16 protein-coding genes are annotated in these 15,836 nt (G+C 41.0%); 10 read left to right on the top strand and 6 right to left on the bottom strand.

The annotated features are described in order from the left end of the window. Window positions 1–16: 16 nt before the first annotated feature. Window positions 17–415, top strand: a complete 399-nt coding sequence (locus I6F41_RS12755; protein ID WP_011326906.1) for an acyl-CoA thioesterase — start codon at window positions 17–19, stop codon at window positions 413–415. Window positions 416–427: 12 nt separating this feature from the next. Here the strand turns inward: I6F41_RS12755 and glpD are convergent, their stop codons facing one another. The 3 genes from glpD to I6F41_RS12740 form a co-directional block, all read right to left on the bottom strand. After that, window positions 428–1,933 carry a glycerol-3-phosphate dehydrogenase gene (gene glpD, locus I6F41_RS12750; RefSeq protein WP_197108628.1) on the bottom strand — a complete coding sequence of 502 codons (1,506 nt, stop codon included), beginning with the start codon at window positions 1,931–1,933 and terminating at the stop codon, window positions 428–430. A gap of 58 nt (window positions 1,934–1,991) precedes the next feature. Then, complete coding sequence (glpK, locus tag I6F41_RS12745) at window positions 1,992–3,497, bottom strand: glycerol kinase GlpK (RefSeq protein WP_197108626.1); 1,506 nt, start codon at window positions 3,495–3,497, stop codon at window positions 1,992–1,994. Window positions 3,498–3,699: 202 nt separating this feature from the next. Continuing rightward, complete coding sequence (locus I6F41_RS12740; RefSeq protein WP_011326909.1) at window positions 3,700–3,942, bottom strand: YdcH family protein; 243 nt, start codon at window positions 3,940–3,942, stop codon at window positions 3,700–3,702. Between the two features lie 271 nt (window positions 3,943–4,213). On the opposite strand from I6F41_RS12740, the gene I6F41_RS12735 reads away from it, so the two are divergent. The 8 genes from I6F41_RS12735 to speD all read left to right on the top strand — a co-directional run bounded on the left by I6F41_RS12735 (window position 4,214) and on the right by speD (window position 12,115). Beyond that, the gene (locus tag I6F41_RS12735) at window positions 4,214–4,795 is read left to right on the top strand and encodes an anthranilate synthase component II (RefSeq protein WP_011326910.1); all 582 of its coding nucleotides are present in this window, start codon (window positions 4,214–4,216) and stop codon (window positions 4,793–4,795) included. A 45-nt stretch (window positions 4,796–4,840) separates the two neighbouring features. Further along, entirely contained in the window at window positions 4,841–6,001 is a 1,161-nt protein-coding gene (locus tag I6F41_RS12730) for an HDOD domain-containing protein (protein ID WP_011326911.1), read from the top strand. A 368-nt stretch (window positions 6,002–6,369) separates the two neighbouring features. Further along, on the top strand, window positions 6,370–7,575 hold the full coding sequence (locus tag I6F41_RS12725; RefSeq protein ID WP_011326912.1) for an aspartate aminotransferase family protein: 1,206 nt from the start codon (window positions 6,370–6,372) through the stop codon (window positions 7,573–7,575). Window positions 7,576–7,662: 87 nt separating this feature from the next. Continuing rightward, window positions 7,663–8,679 (top strand): arginine N-succinyltransferase, encoded by a 1,017-nt coding sequence (astA, locus tag I6F41_RS12720; RefSeq protein WP_011326913.1) that lies wholly within the window; start codon window positions 7,663–7,665, stop codon window positions 8,677–8,679. A gap of 16 nt (window positions 8,680–8,695) precedes the next feature. Further along, complete coding sequence (gene astD, locus I6F41_RS12715) at window positions 8,696–10,165, top strand: succinylglutamate-semialdehyde dehydrogenase (RefSeq protein WP_011326914.1); 1,470 nt, start codon at window positions 8,696–8,698, stop codon at window positions 10,163–10,165. Between the two features lie 128 nt (window positions 10,166–10,293). After that, on the top strand, window positions 10,294–10,632 hold the full coding sequence (locus tag I6F41_RS12710) for a DUF3802 family protein (protein ID WP_011326915.1): 339 nt from the start codon (window positions 10,294–10,296) through the stop codon (window positions 10,630–10,632). A 169-nt stretch (window positions 10,633–10,801) separates the two neighbouring features. Continuing rightward, a complete protein-coding gene (locus I6F41_RS12705) occupies window positions 10,802–11,215 on the top strand; it encodes an OsmC family protein (protein WP_011326916.1) in 414 nt (137 codons plus the stop codon). A gap of 87 nt (window positions 11,216–11,302) precedes the next feature. Continuing rightward, complete coding sequence (gene speD / locus I6F41_RS12700) at window positions 11,303–12,115, top strand: adenosylmethionine decarboxylase (protein WP_011326917.1); 813 nt, start codon at window positions 11,303–11,305, stop codon at window positions 12,113–12,115. An 84-nt stretch (window positions 12,116–12,199) separates the two neighbouring features. Here speD and I6F41_RS12695 read toward each other — a convergent pair whose 3' ends face one another. Then, complete coding sequence (locus tag I6F41_RS12695) at window positions 12,200–13,459, bottom strand: aromatic amino acid transport family protein (RefSeq protein WP_011326918.1); 1,260 nt, start codon at window positions 13,457–13,459, stop codon at window positions 12,200–12,202. Between the two features lie 331 nt (window positions 13,460–13,790). Here I6F41_RS12695 and I6F41_RS12690 point away from each other — a divergent pair, with 331 nt between their 5' ends. Then, a complete protein-coding gene (locus tag I6F41_RS12690; RefSeq protein ID WP_182684112.1) occupies window positions 13,791–14,297 on the top strand; it encodes a GNAT family N-acetyltransferase in 507 nt (168 codons plus the stop codon). A gap of 143 nt (window positions 14,298–14,440) precedes the next feature. On the opposite strand, the gene cysQ is transcribed toward I6F41_RS12690, so the two are convergent. Both cysQ and cysC read right to left on the bottom strand, forming a co-directional pair. Next, window positions 14,441–15,211 carry a 3'(2'),5'-bisphosphate nucleotidase CysQ gene (gene cysQ, locus I6F41_RS12685; RefSeq protein WP_182684111.1) on the bottom strand — a complete coding sequence of 257 codons (771 nt, stop codon included), beginning with the start codon at window positions 15,209–15,211 and terminating at the stop codon, window positions 14,441–14,443. A 10-nt stretch (window positions 15,212–15,221) separates the two neighbouring features. Next, a complete protein-coding gene (gene cysC / locus I6F41_RS12680; protein WP_011326927.1) occupies window positions 15,222–15,815 on the bottom strand; it encodes an adenylyl-sulfate kinase in 594 nt (197 codons plus the stop codon). Window positions 15,816–15,836 lie beyond the last annotated feature (21 nt).

Raw genomic sequence — 15,836 nt, 5'->3', positions numbered from 1 at the left:
TTATTATTGGATTATTATGTTTATTGAAAAAGTGATGCCGCGCTTTAGTGAAACAGATGCGCTAGGACATATTAACAATACCGTACTCCCTGTATGGTTTGAAGCTTCGCGTGCGCCTATTTTTAGGTTTTTTACCCCAGATTTAAACCCACATGACTGGAAGCTAATTATTGCCAAAGTCGAAGTGTCGTTTGTTGGTGAGTTATTTTATGGCCATGAAGTAACCATTAAAACCTCAGTAGAGCATGTAGGTACCAGCTCATTTGTATTACGCCAAGAAGCTCACCAGCAAGGTAACTGCTGTGCAGTTGGTAAAACGGTATTGGTACGTTACGATTTTGCAGCAAAAGCAAAGCAATCGCTTTCAGTATCTGAAAAATCGTCACTTAATGAGCATTTAGCCCCGGCTAGCTAGTTTGGTAAATGTTTACAGCGGTATTGAGCCATTATAATTTTGAATATACTGGCTCAGCGCTGTTATTTGCTCAGTATTAAAACGCAAACCTAACTTACTACGACGCCACAATATATCCTCGGCGCTGCTAGCCCACTCGCTATTAACTAAATAATTTACTTCAGTGGCGTATAAACCATGGCCAAAATGCTGGCCTAAATCAGCTACGCTTTGGGCATCTGTAAGTAGGGTATAAGTGCCAGTACCGTAACTGCGTATAAAGCGATTTAAAATAAACTCAGGCAACCATGCATACTTTACCTGTAGTTGTTGCTTTAATACTACCTTTGATGAAAAGTCGCCACCGGGTAATGGAGTGTTTTTTGTCCATGTTTGGCCCATATGCGGATAAAAGCTGGCGAGTTCGTTTACTGCGTTTTCAGCGAGCTTGCGATAAGTGGTAATTTTCCCACCAAATACACTTAGCAGTGGTGCCTGGTTATTATTGCTCGATAATATCAGTTTGTAGTCGCGAGTAACGGCTTGTGCGTCGCATGAGTTATCATCTAGTAAGGGGCGTACACCACTAAAGGTATGCACTATGTCGTTATGAGTAAGTTGTTTTTTAAAGTAATTATTAGTAATGCCAATTAAGTAATCGACTTCTTTATCGCTAATTTTTACATCTGCTATATTGTCGCTGTATTCTTCATCTGTAGTGCCAATCAGTGAATAGTCATCTTCAAATGGGGTAACAAAAATAATACGCTGATCTTTATTTTGTAAAATATAGGCCTGCGGCTCAGTGTGAATACGCGGCACAATAATATGGCTGCCTTTAACTAAGCGAATATTATGTGGCGACGGCCCAGTAATTACCTCATCAAAAAGTGATGCAACCCAAGGGCCCGCTGCATTAACAACTCCTTTAGCAACTATAGAACATTGCTTTTTGCTACCTTGTTGCTCTAAGGTCACACTCCAATTATTGTTATTGCGAACTGCTTTAATACAGCGCGTGCGGCTTAAAATGGTTGCACCTTTTTGCTGTGCTGCTAACGCATTTAAAATAACTAACCTCGAATCATCAACCCAGCCATCAGCGTATTCAAAACCGCGGGTAATAGTATTATTCAATATACTATCGCGGGTAAATTTAATTGATTTTGATGCGGGTAAAGTAATGCGTTTGGCAAGATGGTCGTATATAAACAACCCAATTCTAATCATCCAGTAAGGGCGTAAATGCGCTTGATGTGGCAGCCTAAAAGATAGCGGCCACATAATATGTGGGGCATTTTTTAATAACACTTCACGCTCTTTAAGTGCCTCTTTTACTAGCCTAAATTGGTAATGCTCTAAATAGCGTAGTCCACCATGAATAAGTTTACTGCTACTTGATGATGTAGCAGAGGCTAAATCATTTTGCTCACACAGTAATACTTTTAAGCCTCTACCGGCGGCGTCAGCCGCAATACCAGTGCCATTAACGCCACCGCCAATAACCAGTAAATCATATTCATTATCGAGTAATTTCACTGAATACCTCTTTATTAATTTAAGCGATGGCATATCAATAGCCAATAACACTATCGCATTAGCAGTCGTCTTTTGTTGCGTTATTTGAAAGTGTGACTTGTGCTATACAGTGCTGCCATTTTGCGTATAAATCGTTACGTTCATCTATGCTCATGGTTGGTTCAAAACGACGGTCGCATTGCCACATAGTAGCTAATTGCTCCGTTGACTTATAAATCCCAGTTTGCAGCCCTGCTAAATAGGCAACACCCAGAGAGGTTGTTTCTGTTAGCGCTGGGCGTTCCACACTTGCGCCTAAAATATTAGCTAAAAACTGCATGGCCCAATTATTTTTTGCCATGCCACCGTCCACGCGCAAAATACTTGGACGCAGGCCATCACCTTCCATGGCTTTTTGTAAATCTTTGGTTTGATAGCCAACAGACTGCAGCGCCGCTGCTACTATAGTGCTAATGCCAGAATCACGGGTTAAACCTAAAATAGCACCACGGGCATTGGCATCCCAGTATGGGGCGCCTAAACCGGTAAACGAAGGCACTAAAAATACGCCGTGATCCAGTGGCACGTCTTTGACCATAGCCTCGCTGTCGCCGGCATGTTCAAGTAGCTTTAAGCCCTCAACAATCCATTGCATAGTGGCACCCGCCATAAAAATACTGCCCTCTATAGCGTAGGTCACTCTACCATTGAGCCTGTAAGCCACAGTAGTTAATAAGCGGTTATTAGAGGTAAGGGCTTTATCGCCCGTATTAAGCATTAAAAAGCAGCCCGTTCCGTAGGTACTTTTAGCCATGCCTTCTTTAAAGCAAGCTTGACCAATTAATGCGGCTTGCTGATCCCCCGCCATAGCGCAAATTTTAATCGGTGCACCAAAAATTTCACTGCTGGTACTGCCAAACTCGGCTGCGCTGTCCATCACTTCTGGAAGCATAGAGTGTGGAATATTAAACTGCGTTAGTAACTCTTCATCCCAACATTGCTGATGTATATTAAATAATAGTGTACGTGAGGCGTTGGTGGCATCGGTACGGTGTACTTTGCCAGCGGTTAAATGCCACAGTAAATAACTGTCAACCGTACCAAATGCTAGCTCGCCGGCTAGCGCTTGTTGCTGTGCATCGGCAACATTATCTAAAATCCAGCGAATTTTAGTGGCTGAAAAGTACGGATCTAATAATAGCCCGGTTTTATCGCTAATTTTTTTACTGAGTTTATCGCTACGTATTTGCTCGCAATACTCGCTGGTACGGCGATCTTGCCACACAATGGCATTATAAATTGGTTGGCCAGTCTTTTTATTCCATACTAAAGTGGTTTCGCGCTGATTAGTGATACCAATGGCAATGACCTGCTCGGCTGTAACCTGGTTATTAGCCAGTACTGTTTTACAGGTACTTAGTACGGTTTGTAAAATATCGTTAGGGTCATGCTCAACCCAGCCATTATTGGGAAAGTGCTGCGGGAATGTTTGCTGAACAGTATCAACTACCTTGGCATCTTTGGTAAATAAAATAGCCCGAGAGCTGGTAGTTCCTTGATCAATCGAGAGTATGTATTTAGACATAAGCTTAACGTTATTTATCTTAGATACAGATAGCTTGTCTGCAAGTTAAATTAATAGCAATGCTTTTTAAATATTAGGAAGGGCTGTTATAGCTATAACGCTGTAATTTATACCAAGGGTGGTGGCAGTGTATATTAAGAAGCAAGAGTAATAAGAGCCCATAAGTCAGAGGGCTCTTAAATACAATGGGTATAAATTGCGCTTAGCTGGCTTTTAACAATTGTTGATGTAGCCAATCTTTTAACACCACACGGTCATGTTTTAATTGCAGCATTTCCTCGTCATCGATAGGCGCGTCTTGCAGCTCTAAGGTACGAATTTCTTTATCAAGCGCGTTGTATTTTTTGGCTTTATCTGCAAACTCTGGATCATTGCTATTGAGTTTTTTAATGGTATTTAGGTGCTCAGGAAAGTCTTGAGTTAATGAATGATCTTCGCCTAACATAGGTACTCCTTAACGGTGCGTGTAATAAATGTGTTTTAAAAATAACACGCTTAGGGTTTAGTTAAATTCAGATTGTATGGGTATTTATGTACGCCATAATATTAGAACTGGGGGTTGCTTGAGTATAAATCAACACATAGCCGTTATTAATTATTATTACGGAAATACTTATATATCACTATACAAAGCACTGACACTCAAAGATGCTTAAGTTAGAATACAAAATGCAACAACTCCTCGCAAACAATAACTATTTTGAGTGCTTTATTACATGCTTTTAATGATCGACAATTACGACTCGTTTACCTATAACTTGGTACAGTACTTTCAGCGTTTAGATCAAGAGGTACTGGTTAAGCGCAACGACCAAATAACGCTTAGCCAAATTAAGCAGTTAAATCCTCAACATATTGTTATATCACCCGGTCCTAAAAGCCCAAGCGAAGCGGGTATTTCATTAAGTATTGTTGAGCAATTAAAAGGGCAGTATCCTATTTTAGGAATTTGCTTAGGGCATCAAACTATTGCCCAAGCCTTAGGAGCAAAGGTGGTGCGTGCTAAAAAAGTAATGCACGGTAAAACATCGCCAATTTACCATAGCGATCAAGGAGTATTTAAAGGTTTAGCTAAGCCCTTAACGGTCTGTCGGTATCATTCTTTAATTGTTGAGGCACAGTCGCTGCCTAAAGAGTTACAAGTAACAGCCTGGACACAAACCCAGCAAGGTGAGTTTGACGAAATTATGGGATTATTACATACAGACTTAGCACTTGAAGGTGTACAATTTCATCCGGAAGCTATTTTAACTGAGCAAGGTTTAGCGTTACTTGATAACTTTTTAACTCGCTTCTAAGCTTATAGTATTAAGTAAATATCATTACATTAAAGACAGAGAGCCATGACCGAAATAGTGCAGCAACCGCGTATTGTTAAAATGCTTAATCAACGAGCACATGATTTGCTGCTTGGTCATAACTTTGCTCATCAACAAATTGGCTTTATTCATACGCTAGAAATGGACTATGGCGAACCACTAAAGCAACGCACATTACTTGAAGTAGAGGTTGCCGCTCAGCAAAAGCGCAAGTTAAAAAGCACCGCGCATCATAAATATCGTGCAGCAGCGAGCGAGCAACTGCATAAAGCAATAGAAAAAATGATGTCTGAGCAGCTTAGCGATATAGACAGTGTTATTCAAAACACCATAGGTGTAGAGGACAGCGTATGTGCCATGTTAGATATTTTAGCCACAAAAAGCGCATCGGTTGGGCGCTTAGAGCCCTTAGTTAACGACCTAAGCTGGCTTGGCAGAGAGTTAGTTACTTTAGTTAACTTGCCTTATTATCGTAATCAGCGCAGCAAAAATACCGCAGTGAAAGTAGATAGCCCCGCTTTAGCGCTGCGTTATATTGGCCTAGATAACTTACAGCTAGTAGTACCAACTTTTGCAGTGCGCCATTGGATGCCTTATAGCACAGAGCCTTTTTCGTTACTAAAAAGGCGCTTAAAAGAAAGCGCCATGGCGAATGCTATTGCGGCACAAAAAATTGCTGAAGTTAACGAGGTTAACCCAAGCCATGCTTTTACTTTAGGGATGTTATTAAACGTGGGGCAAATAGCCTTAGTGCGTTTATATTTAAAAGTGTTTGAGCAAATTTGGCAGCGAAAAGTACAATTTGCTCGCACTACAGCGAATAAAGGCTTGCATACTGCATTGCTAGAGCTAAAACCAGACCCTTTATTTTTAACCACCTTACTGAGCGAACAGTCGTTGGCTATTAGCGCTAAAATAATTGAAAAAATGGCCTTTAAGTATTTGCCGTTTAATAGCGTAATGCAGCAACTCGTTAATGGTGTAGAAAAAGGCGATACAGCGCTGCCTTTAACGCAGGTAATGCTAAAAGCACGATGTTACTCTCAGTACTTAACGCTAAAGCAGCATCAGCTAGTTGAACCGGATGAAACGCTTAGTTGGTTTTCGTACTTTAAGTTCACCAAAAAAGAGCTAAAAGCACTCCAAGCAAGCAATTTTAATAATCTTGCTATTCAAATTGATTAAATTTGTTAATTTTTTTGCGACTATCCATTCACTTTTTATTATCTCTTTTCAATACATTTCCCCGTTTAAAGTGAGGCGCGCTCGTTGTTCAGGCGCTTTATTGGCTAAAAACGAGTTGCATAAAGCAACCAAATAGTTATTCACTATCTATGAAATTATATCTCAAGCCCTTTATTATCAAGGGTTACATGAAAGTTTTTGAAGAGACATAATCAATGTTTTCTGAAATAATAAGCGTCTGAAAATTGAACCACACAGCCCTTTTTATGCAAATATCGCTATACTGAGTTTGCTAAAAAACACATATGCTACAGGTTACCACACAGCTATTTACGGCTTTGTGATGTACACAATTAAGAGGAAATAAAATGACAGTCAATCGCGAATTATTTGATCACGTAATGGTTCCTAACTACGCACCTTCAAGCGTAATTCCAGTTCGAGGCGAAGGCTCTCGCGTATGGGATCAACAAGGTCGAGAGTTTATCGACTTTGCTGGTGGTATTGCCGTTAACTGTCTTGGCCATTGCCACCCTGCATTAGTAGGCGCATTAAAAGAGCAAGGCGAAAAGCTTTGGCATCTATCAAATGTAATGACCAACGAGCCAGCATTACGCTTAGCTAAAAAAATGGTTGATGCAACCTTTGCCGAAAAAGTTTACTTTGCCAACTCAGGCGCAGAAGCAAACGAAGCAGCACTTAAATTAGCGCGTCGTTTTGCCCTTGATCAATTTGGCGCAGAAAAATCACAAATCATCGCATTCAACAAAGGTTTCCATGGCCGTACATTCTTTACCGTAACTGTTGGTGGCCAAGCGGCATACTCAGATGGTTTTGGTCCTAAGCCAGGCGACATTGTACATTGTGATTACAACGACCTGGCAGCATTTGAAGCCCTTATTAGCGACAAAACATGTGCCGTAATGATGGAGCCACTACAAGGTGAAGGCGGTATTGTTTCGCCAACTGACGAATTTGCACAAGGCGTTCGTGATTTATGTACTAAACATAATGCACTGCTTATTTTTGATGAAGTGCAAACAGGTGTTGGCCGTACAGGTAACTTATACGCATACCAAGGTTTAAACGTTGTTCCTGACATTTTAACTACGGCTAAAGCATTGGGCGGCGGTTTTCCTATTGGTGCTATGATCACCACAACTGAAATTGCACAACACCTTAAAGTAGGTACGCATGGTTCTACTTATGGTGGTAACCCATTAGCGTGCGCCGTTGCTGAAGCAGCATTCGATACTGTAAATACCCCAGAAGTACTTGCTGGTGTAACAGCAAAAGCAGCATTATTTAACCAACTACTTACTGAAATTAATAATAAATACCACGTGTTTAGCGAAATTCGCGGCCAAGGTTTATTAATTGGTGCAGTAGTAAGCGAGCAATACAAAGGTCGTGCAAAAGAGTTTTTAGTGGCAGGTACTGAGCACGGTCTTATGTCATTAGTTGCCGGTGCTGACGTGGTTCGCTTTACACCATCATTAGTTATCCCAGAAGCCGACATTCGTGAAGGTATGGCACGCTTTGAAAAAGCAGTAGCCAGTGTTGTAAGCGCTTAACATAGCCAAACAATATCTATTAAGGGCAGACCTAGTTTGCCCTCTAATTTTAATTTACCGTTATAATATAAGGGAGTAAGCGGGTTTATGATGATCCTTCGCCCAATCCAACAAAGTGACTACCCTGCATTAGTGAAAATAGCCCACGAATCGGGTCATGGCTTTACTTCTTTACCTAATAATGAAAAGTTATTGCAAAAGAAAATAGATCATTCGGTTAGCTCATTTGCAAAAGCTGCTACCGAGCCGGGCGACGAAGGTTATTTATTTGTACTAGAGGACACCGAAACCGGTGAAGTAGTTGGTACCTCAGGTATAGAAGCCGCTGTTGGCTTAGATGATGCATTTTATCACTATCATTTAAGTAAAGTGATTCATTCTTCACGCACTCTAAACGTATATAAAGCAGTTGATATTTTAACGCTTTGTAACGATTACACCGGCGCTACAGAGCTATGTACATTATTTTTGAAAGACGCATACCGCAAAAACAGTAACGGTAAATTACTTTCAAAATCGCGTTTTATGTTTATTAAGCAGCATCAAGAGCGTTTTGCACAAACCGTCATTGCAGAAATGCGTGGTGTGTCTGACGACAATGGCAGCAGCCCATTTTGGCAATGGCTAGAAGAGCACTTTTTTTCAATGGACTTTCCAACTGCCGACTATTTAACAGGCATAGGCCAAAAAGTATTTATTGCTGAATTAATGCCTAAGTACCCAATTTACGTTAATTTGCTCAGCAAAAATGCGCAAGCTGTTATTGGTAAAGTACACGACAACACACGCCCAGCAATTGAGCTATTAAAAAGTGAAGGTTTTACCTTTAATGGGTATGTTGATATTTTTGATGCCGGCCCCACAGTTGAAGCAAAAGTAGATAACATTGCCACCATTCGTAATGCTAAACACTTTAAAGTTGAAATAGGTGAGCCAAGTGGCGACACCATGGTGTTATTAGCCAACGAAAAGCTTACAGACTTTAGAGCAACTGTAGTACCTATGACGTTCGATGAGCGCATGAGCAGCATAGTAATAACGCAACAAGTAGCCGATGCACTGTATTTACAAGCGGGCGATAGCGTAAGCGCAACCACGATTTAATTTAGGAGAAAGTATAATGACTCATCCTGCACAATTTATTAATGGTCAATGGTCACAAGGCCAAGGAACCGAATTTAGTTCAGTAAACCCAGCCAATAACAATGTTATTTTCCAAGCAAACTCAGCAACTGCAGAGCAAGTAGACGCTGCAGTTAGCGCAGCGCGCGAAGCGTTTTATGCTTGGGCTGATAAAACATTTGCTGAACGTTTAGAAATAGTTAAAGCATTCGCAGCGCAATTAAAAGAAAACAGCGAAGAGCTAGCCATTACTATTGCACAAGAAACAGGTAAGCCACTGTGGGAAACTCGCACAGAAGCGGGTGCTATGGTTGGTAAAATTGCCATTTCTGAAAAAGCGTTTTTAGAGCGCACTGGCGACGTAGAAAATGCAATGCCACTAGGGCGCGCAATGATCCGCCACAAGCCACACGGTGTTGTAGCTGTATTTGGTCCGTATAACTTTCCGGGGCATTTACCTAATGGCCACATAGTGCCAGCGCTTTTAGCGGGTAACACGGTTATATTTAAACCGTCAGAACTTACGCCTAAAGTTGCCGAGCTTACGCTTAAGCTGTGGGAAAAAGCAGGTTTACCAGCGGGTGTAATTAACCTTGTACAAGGTGAAGTAGCAACGGGTAAAGCCCTTGCTGCTCACAAAGGTATTGATGGCTTGTTCTTTACGGGTTCTTCGCGCACAGGTCATATTTTACATGAACAGTTTGCGGGTCAACCTGGTAAAATTTTAGCGCTAGAAATGGGCGGTAATAACCCACTTATTATTACTGACGTTGAAGATACTAAAGCGGTTGTTCACGATATTATTCAATCAGCGTTTATTTCAAGTGGCCAGCGTTGTACCTGTGCACGTAAACTATTTTTACCAACGGGTAGCAAAGGTGATGTAATCCTGGAGCGTTTAATTACCGCAACTAAAGCGATTAAAGTAGGTAATTATGACGATGCAGATCAGCCATTTATGGGCTCAATGATCTCATCAGCCGCCGCTGCCGGTATGGTTAAAGCGCAAAACGAACTTGTTGAGCTTGGTGCTCAAGTATTGGTAGAGCTTGAGCATACAGTTAATACTGGCTTTGTAACACCAGGTATTATTGAGTGTACAAATATTAGCGACTTCCCAGATGAAGAGCATTTTGGACCACTTCTAAAAGTATTCCGCTTTGACGACTTTGACCAAGCAATTGATAAAGCCAACGACACAAGCTTTGGTTTATCAGCAGGTTTACTTAGCGACAGTGCAGCCGACTACGAGCACTTTTTACGCCGTATTCGCGCTGGTATTGTTAACTGGAACCGCCCAATTACTGGCGCATCAAGTGCTGCACCGTTTGGTGGTATTGGCGCATCGGGTAATCACAGAGCCAGCGCGTATTACGCTGCCGATTACTGTGCATACCCAGTAGCATCAGTAGAGCTTGAAAAAGTTGCTATGCCAGCTACATTAAGCCCAGGCTTAAAAATAGACTAAAATTACTACTAAATAATTATAAAAGCAGCTTCGGCTGCTTTTTTTGTATTAGCTATGTCGCTAAGCTAGTAATTATTAGTGCTTTCTGCTTAAATTACTGAATTAATTATTTTTAAGGTATACGTGTAATGGTTTTAAATAGGCAAGGGTACGACGACTTAATTATGTACCTAACTCAAAACTTAGCTTTATTTGAAAAGCCGGGTGAAATAAAACCAGGTGCACCTACGGTTATGGAATTAATCGAAGACGTGATTGCACAAAACGTAATGCTCATATGTCAGCAGCACACAGAGCTCACTACAGAGCAGCGTAGCCAAATTGTGCGTGAAGTTGATGGCATAGTTTACGATTTACAAGAAGTCCTCAGTAGCATCACCTCGCGGCCTGTTACGGTAGAGCAACACATGTTTATTGATGAGTTTGGTGGTTTGGTTAAAAACCTATTTGATAACGCCGTTTCTTAGCCCGCAACCCTTCTATATTTTCCGGTAGCACGCTTTAAATGCGCTGACGGTTTTACCACCCTTGCATAAATTTAAGTGCCTTGATCAAGCTAATTTATATTATTGCTGGGCGCTCACTTATTAAAGCTGATTGGTATACAATCAAGAAAATAATTTTTGAGGTATAACAATGCAAGCAAATGTAAAATGGGTTGAAGGTAATACCTTTATTGGTCGCTCTAATTCAAATCATAATGTTGTATTTGACGGTGGTAGCGACAGTGCTGCACCAAGCCCTATGGAAATGGTATTAATGTCAATCGGTTGTTGTTCATCGGTTGATGTAGTGAGCATTTTAAAAAAAGCCAAACAAGATTTTAGCAACGTAGAAGTACAGTTAACGGCAGAGCGCGCCGAAACTGCCCCACGAGTATTTACCAAAGTTAATTTACACTTTGTAGCAACGGGCAATAATGTGTCTGAAAAGCACCTTGCGCGCGCTGTTTCACTCTCTGCTGAAAAGTATTGCTCGGTCGCATTAATGCTTGATAAAACAGTAAAAATTACGCATAGCCACGAAGTTGTGCAAGATCAAGTAAAATAACGCTTTTTCCATGAGTAAAATTCGTATAAAATCCGCGAACTTTTATTCTGCTAGAGCAGATTTCACTAATTTATAGGTTGGTTTATTATGAACAAACCCTTCGATAAACTTAAACTTCATGGTTTTAATAATTTAACTAAAAGTTTAAGCTTTAGTATTTACGACATTTGCTATGCAAAGACCGAGCAACAACGTAAAGAATATATTGAATATATCGATGAGCAGTACAGTGCAGATAGACTAACCGACATTTTAGGTGAAGTTGTTGATATTATAGGTGCTAACATTTTAAATGTAGCGCGCCAAGACTACGAACCGCAAGGTGCAAGCGTAACTATTTTGGTTTCAGAAGAGCCGGTAGAAGAGCAGCAAAATTACGATGCTGACGAAGCTCCAGGCCCATTACCAGATTCAGTGGTTGCCCATTTAGATAAAAGCCATATTTGTGTACACACGTACCCAGAAGCTCACCCTGATGACGGTATTTGTACTTTTCGCGCCGATATTGAAGTGTCAACGTGTGGCATAATATCGCCACTTAAAGCGTTAAACTTCCTTATTCATAGCCTAGAGTCAGACGTAGTAACAATTGACTACCGCGTACGTGGTTTTACCCGCGACATAAACGGCGTTAAGCACTACATCGATCATGCAATTAGCTCAATTCAAAACTTCATGACAGAAGATACCAAAGAAGCGTACCAAATGATGGACGTAAACGTGTATCAAGAAAACCTGTTTCACACTAAAATGATGTTAAAAGAGACTGATTTAAATACCTATTTATTCGGCCTTTCTACGGATGATTTGTCAGATGAAGAAGAGGAAGAAATTCGCTCTAAACTGACCCGTGAAATGCAAGAAATATTCTATGGCCGTAACTTGCCAGACCTAGATTAAATAGCAAAATATAGTCAATAAAAATGGCGCTCAATGAGCGCCATTTTTTTTGTGTTAAAAAGCTTATAGCCAGTATATTTAGTATTATTTAAGCATGCTGTAAAGCAAAGCCATTACCGCCATTGAGCCAACCGCTAATATAAATAAGGTGCTTAAACGATTACGATGCTTGTGTAATGCCGGTACTTTATAAACAGCAATCATGGGCATAATAAATAAAATCATCGCAATAATAGGGCCAGATAACTGATCCATCATATCGAGTATGCTCGGGTTTTTAACCGCGCAAAACCAAATAGCAAAAAACATTAGTACAGCACCTACCTTATCGGCAACTTTAGCGCTTATGTTCGACTGCTTAGTTACTAAGCCAGTAAAGCTTTCGCGTGCACCCAAAAAGTGCCCTAAAAATGACGACATAATCGCAATAAACGCCACCAATGGGCCAAGCGTAGCAATAAACGAATTGTCAGTAATGTTGGCAAGGTACGATAAAACCGACACATTTGCCGCTTTCGCCGCCGCCATTTGCTCGCCAGTTAAGGACAACACACACGAAAACACAAACAGCAATACAAAGGTAATTAACAGTAAACTGGTGCGCTTTAATATCGCCTCAGACTTAGCAACCGCTTTATTACCATAATGACCGCGTTGTACGTTTACAAAGCTCGAAATAGCCGCTGCGTGGCTAAACGAAAATACAATAATAGGAATCGACAACCACAGTGTTTTACCAAAGCTGCCCACTTCTGGCAGCGCCATATTCGGCATTTGCCAACTAGGGATTAAATACAAGGATAAAAAAAACAATATGCCCACAAGCGGATAAACTAAAATAGCAAAAGCACGAAGCATCAGCTTTTCGCCGCCCATCATTAAGCCAATCATACCTGCAACCAATACACCAGAAAGCAACACCCGCGATGGTGACTCCATGCCAAGCTGGTTCACCATAAAGCTGTCTACGGTATTGGTTAAACCGACACCGTAAATAAGTAAAATCGGAAAAATAGATAAAAAGTACAGCAAAGAGATTAGCCGACCCGCGGTCACCCCAAAATGCTCCTCTACTACATCGGTAAAGTCAGCATCTTTATTTTTTGACGACAGCACAAACCGCGCTAAACCGCGGTGCGCTAAAAAGGTCATTGGAAAGGCCAAGCACGCCATAATAATTAACGGCCAAAAACCGCCAATACCAATATTAATAGGTAAAAATAAAATACCGGCACCAACGGCGGTACCAAATAGGCTTAACGTCCACTGTGTGTCGTGCAAAGTCCAAGAAGACTGTTTTGCTGTAGATGCATTAAAATGCGTAGCATCTTGAGATGGGGGCATAAGCTCACCAGGTTTTTTTAGAATAATAATGACGGCAAAGCATATAGTTTTTACTTAATGATTTCATTCGATAAACTAGCTTAATATTCGCTTATTTGTAGCGTACCAGTTACGCCTGTAATTAATTTGCAACAGCGTTATAAAAGTGAGCAGAGAATGGCAGTGGCTTTAGCTCAACGTTAAAAATAATAAGCAGGAAAGGTGCACTTAAAAAGGGGGTTAATAGCTTTTCCCCATAAAGTTTAAAGTTTACACACTGCAATCTAGAGTATAATTATTGTAAACCCTACTTTCCACCTAGGTTGTAAAGTGATTAAAAACAGGAGTTTTTGTGATATTTGAAATCTTGTCAGTTAAGCATTTAGCTATGTTATTGCAATTTGAATCAGAAAATAAAGCTTGGTTTGAATCAATGCTGCCGCCGAGAGAGGATTACTTTTATCGCGATTTAGGCATTAAAATGCATATTTATGATGCCATTATAAACATGCAATTAGGTACGCATTATTCGGGTGTGCTTATTGTTAATGAGCAAATTGTTGCGCGCGCAAATTTAAAAGATATAACAGGGCAAACAAACACTGCCGCAGTGGGTTATCGAGTTGCTAAAAATAGCATAGGTAAAGGCTACGCCAGTTTTTGCCTTAACGAATTAATTAGCATAGCCGCTCAGCATTATGCAGTTAACAAGTTAGAAGCCTTAGTGCTAGATAATAACCCCGCCTCAAAAGCCGTACTATTAAAGTGTGGTTTTAAAGCCCAATCACATAAAGACAACTACATGACAATAAACGGACACACATTAGGCGTTACACACTTTTTACGCGCACCGATTTAAGTGTTTTTTGAGGTGAAATTGGAAGATTAAAATATTGTGGTTAACAGCGGTTATTCGTTGGGTTTCGCTTCACTCAACCCAACCTACGGTGTTTAAATTGACATAGAGCTGCTAGTAGCTAAAAGCCCGCAGCTCTAGGCGCTTTATTCTTCAATAGCTGAAACAATAAAATACGGATTTAAATACTCATCTTTGGTGTTGTAAATTAGCGGGCTGCCATCAATTTTAGTTACTTTAGCGCCGGCGATTGCGGCGATTGCATGGCCGGCGCCAGTATCCCACTCACAGGTTGGGCCTAAGCGCGGGTAAATATCGGCGCTGCCTTCGGCCACTAAACATAGTTTTAGTGAGCTGCCTTTTGAAACCATTTCTACTTCGTCAAAGCGTTTTACAAATTCGGCTAAATCGGGTGAGGGGTGTGAGCGGCTGCCAACTACGCGTATTAACCCTGTGTTTGGTTTGGTAGTTACTTTTAGCTCTATGCGTTCATCGCCTTTGTCTTTAAATGCGCCTATGGCTTCGCTTGCTAAGTAAGATACGCCAAGGGCTGGGGCGTCTACTACGGCTAAAACCGGAATGCCATTTTCGATAAGTGCGATATTTACGGTGAACTCACCATTTTTTTTAATAAACTCTTTGGTGCCATCGATAGGATCTACTAGCCAGTAACTTTTCCATGCTTTGCGAACTTCCCAGCTTATATCGGCGTTTTCTTCACTTAATATAGGAATGTCGGGAGTGAGCTGCTGTAGCCCTGCAACAATAATTTTATGAGCTGCTAAGTCGGCGTCGGTTACAGGGCTTTCATCGGCTTTGTATTCAACGTTAAAGTCCTTTTGATAAATTCCCATTATGGCGCTACCCGCTTTGCGGGCAAGGATCAGGGTTTCTTCTAGCAGTTCGGTTTGGTTCATTGGGGTTAACCTATATTATGTGCTGTTGTTTTAGATACGTTATCAGCTGAACAACCGATTGGTCTAGCGTGTTTTTACTGGTATCTAAAATTATTTCTGGATTGATGGGTATTTCGTAACTGGAATCAATGCCGGTAAAGTGTTTAATTTCGCCAGCGCGGGCTTTTTTGTATAAGCCTTTAGGATCGCGGCTTTCGCATACATCGAGTGGGGTGTCGATAAATACTTCAATAAACTCCTTGTCATCTACTAAGCTGCGTACCATGTCGCGCTCTGCTCTAAAAGGCGATATAAACGCAGTAAGCACTAACAAGCCAGCGTCAACCATTAGCTTTGCTGTTTCGCCTACGCGGCGAATATTTTCAACTCGGTCTGCGTCGCTAAAGCCTAGGTCTTTACATAAACCGTGGCGTACGTTGTCGCCATCGAGCAGGTAAGTATGAATACCTTGTTGATTAAGTGCGGCTTCTAGCGCGTTTGCTACAGTGCTTTTACCTGAGCCCGAAAATCCGGTAAACCATATAATAGCGCTCTGATGCTTTTTTTGCTCACTACGTTGTGCTTTAGTGGTTGCGTAGTTATGCCAAACAATATTTTCATCCATAGTGAGTTATCTCTTTATGCT

The sequence above is a fragment of the Pseudoalteromonas sp. SCQQ13 genome (assembly GCF_015864415.1).
Taxonomy (GTDB): domain Bacteria; phylum Pseudomonadota; class Gammaproteobacteria; order Enterobacterales; family Alteromonadaceae; genus Pseudoalteromonas; species Pseudoalteromonas nigrifaciens.
The sequence above is the reverse complement of the archived record's forward strand: the minus strand, read 5'-3'. Positions and strand labels throughout refer to the sequence as shown.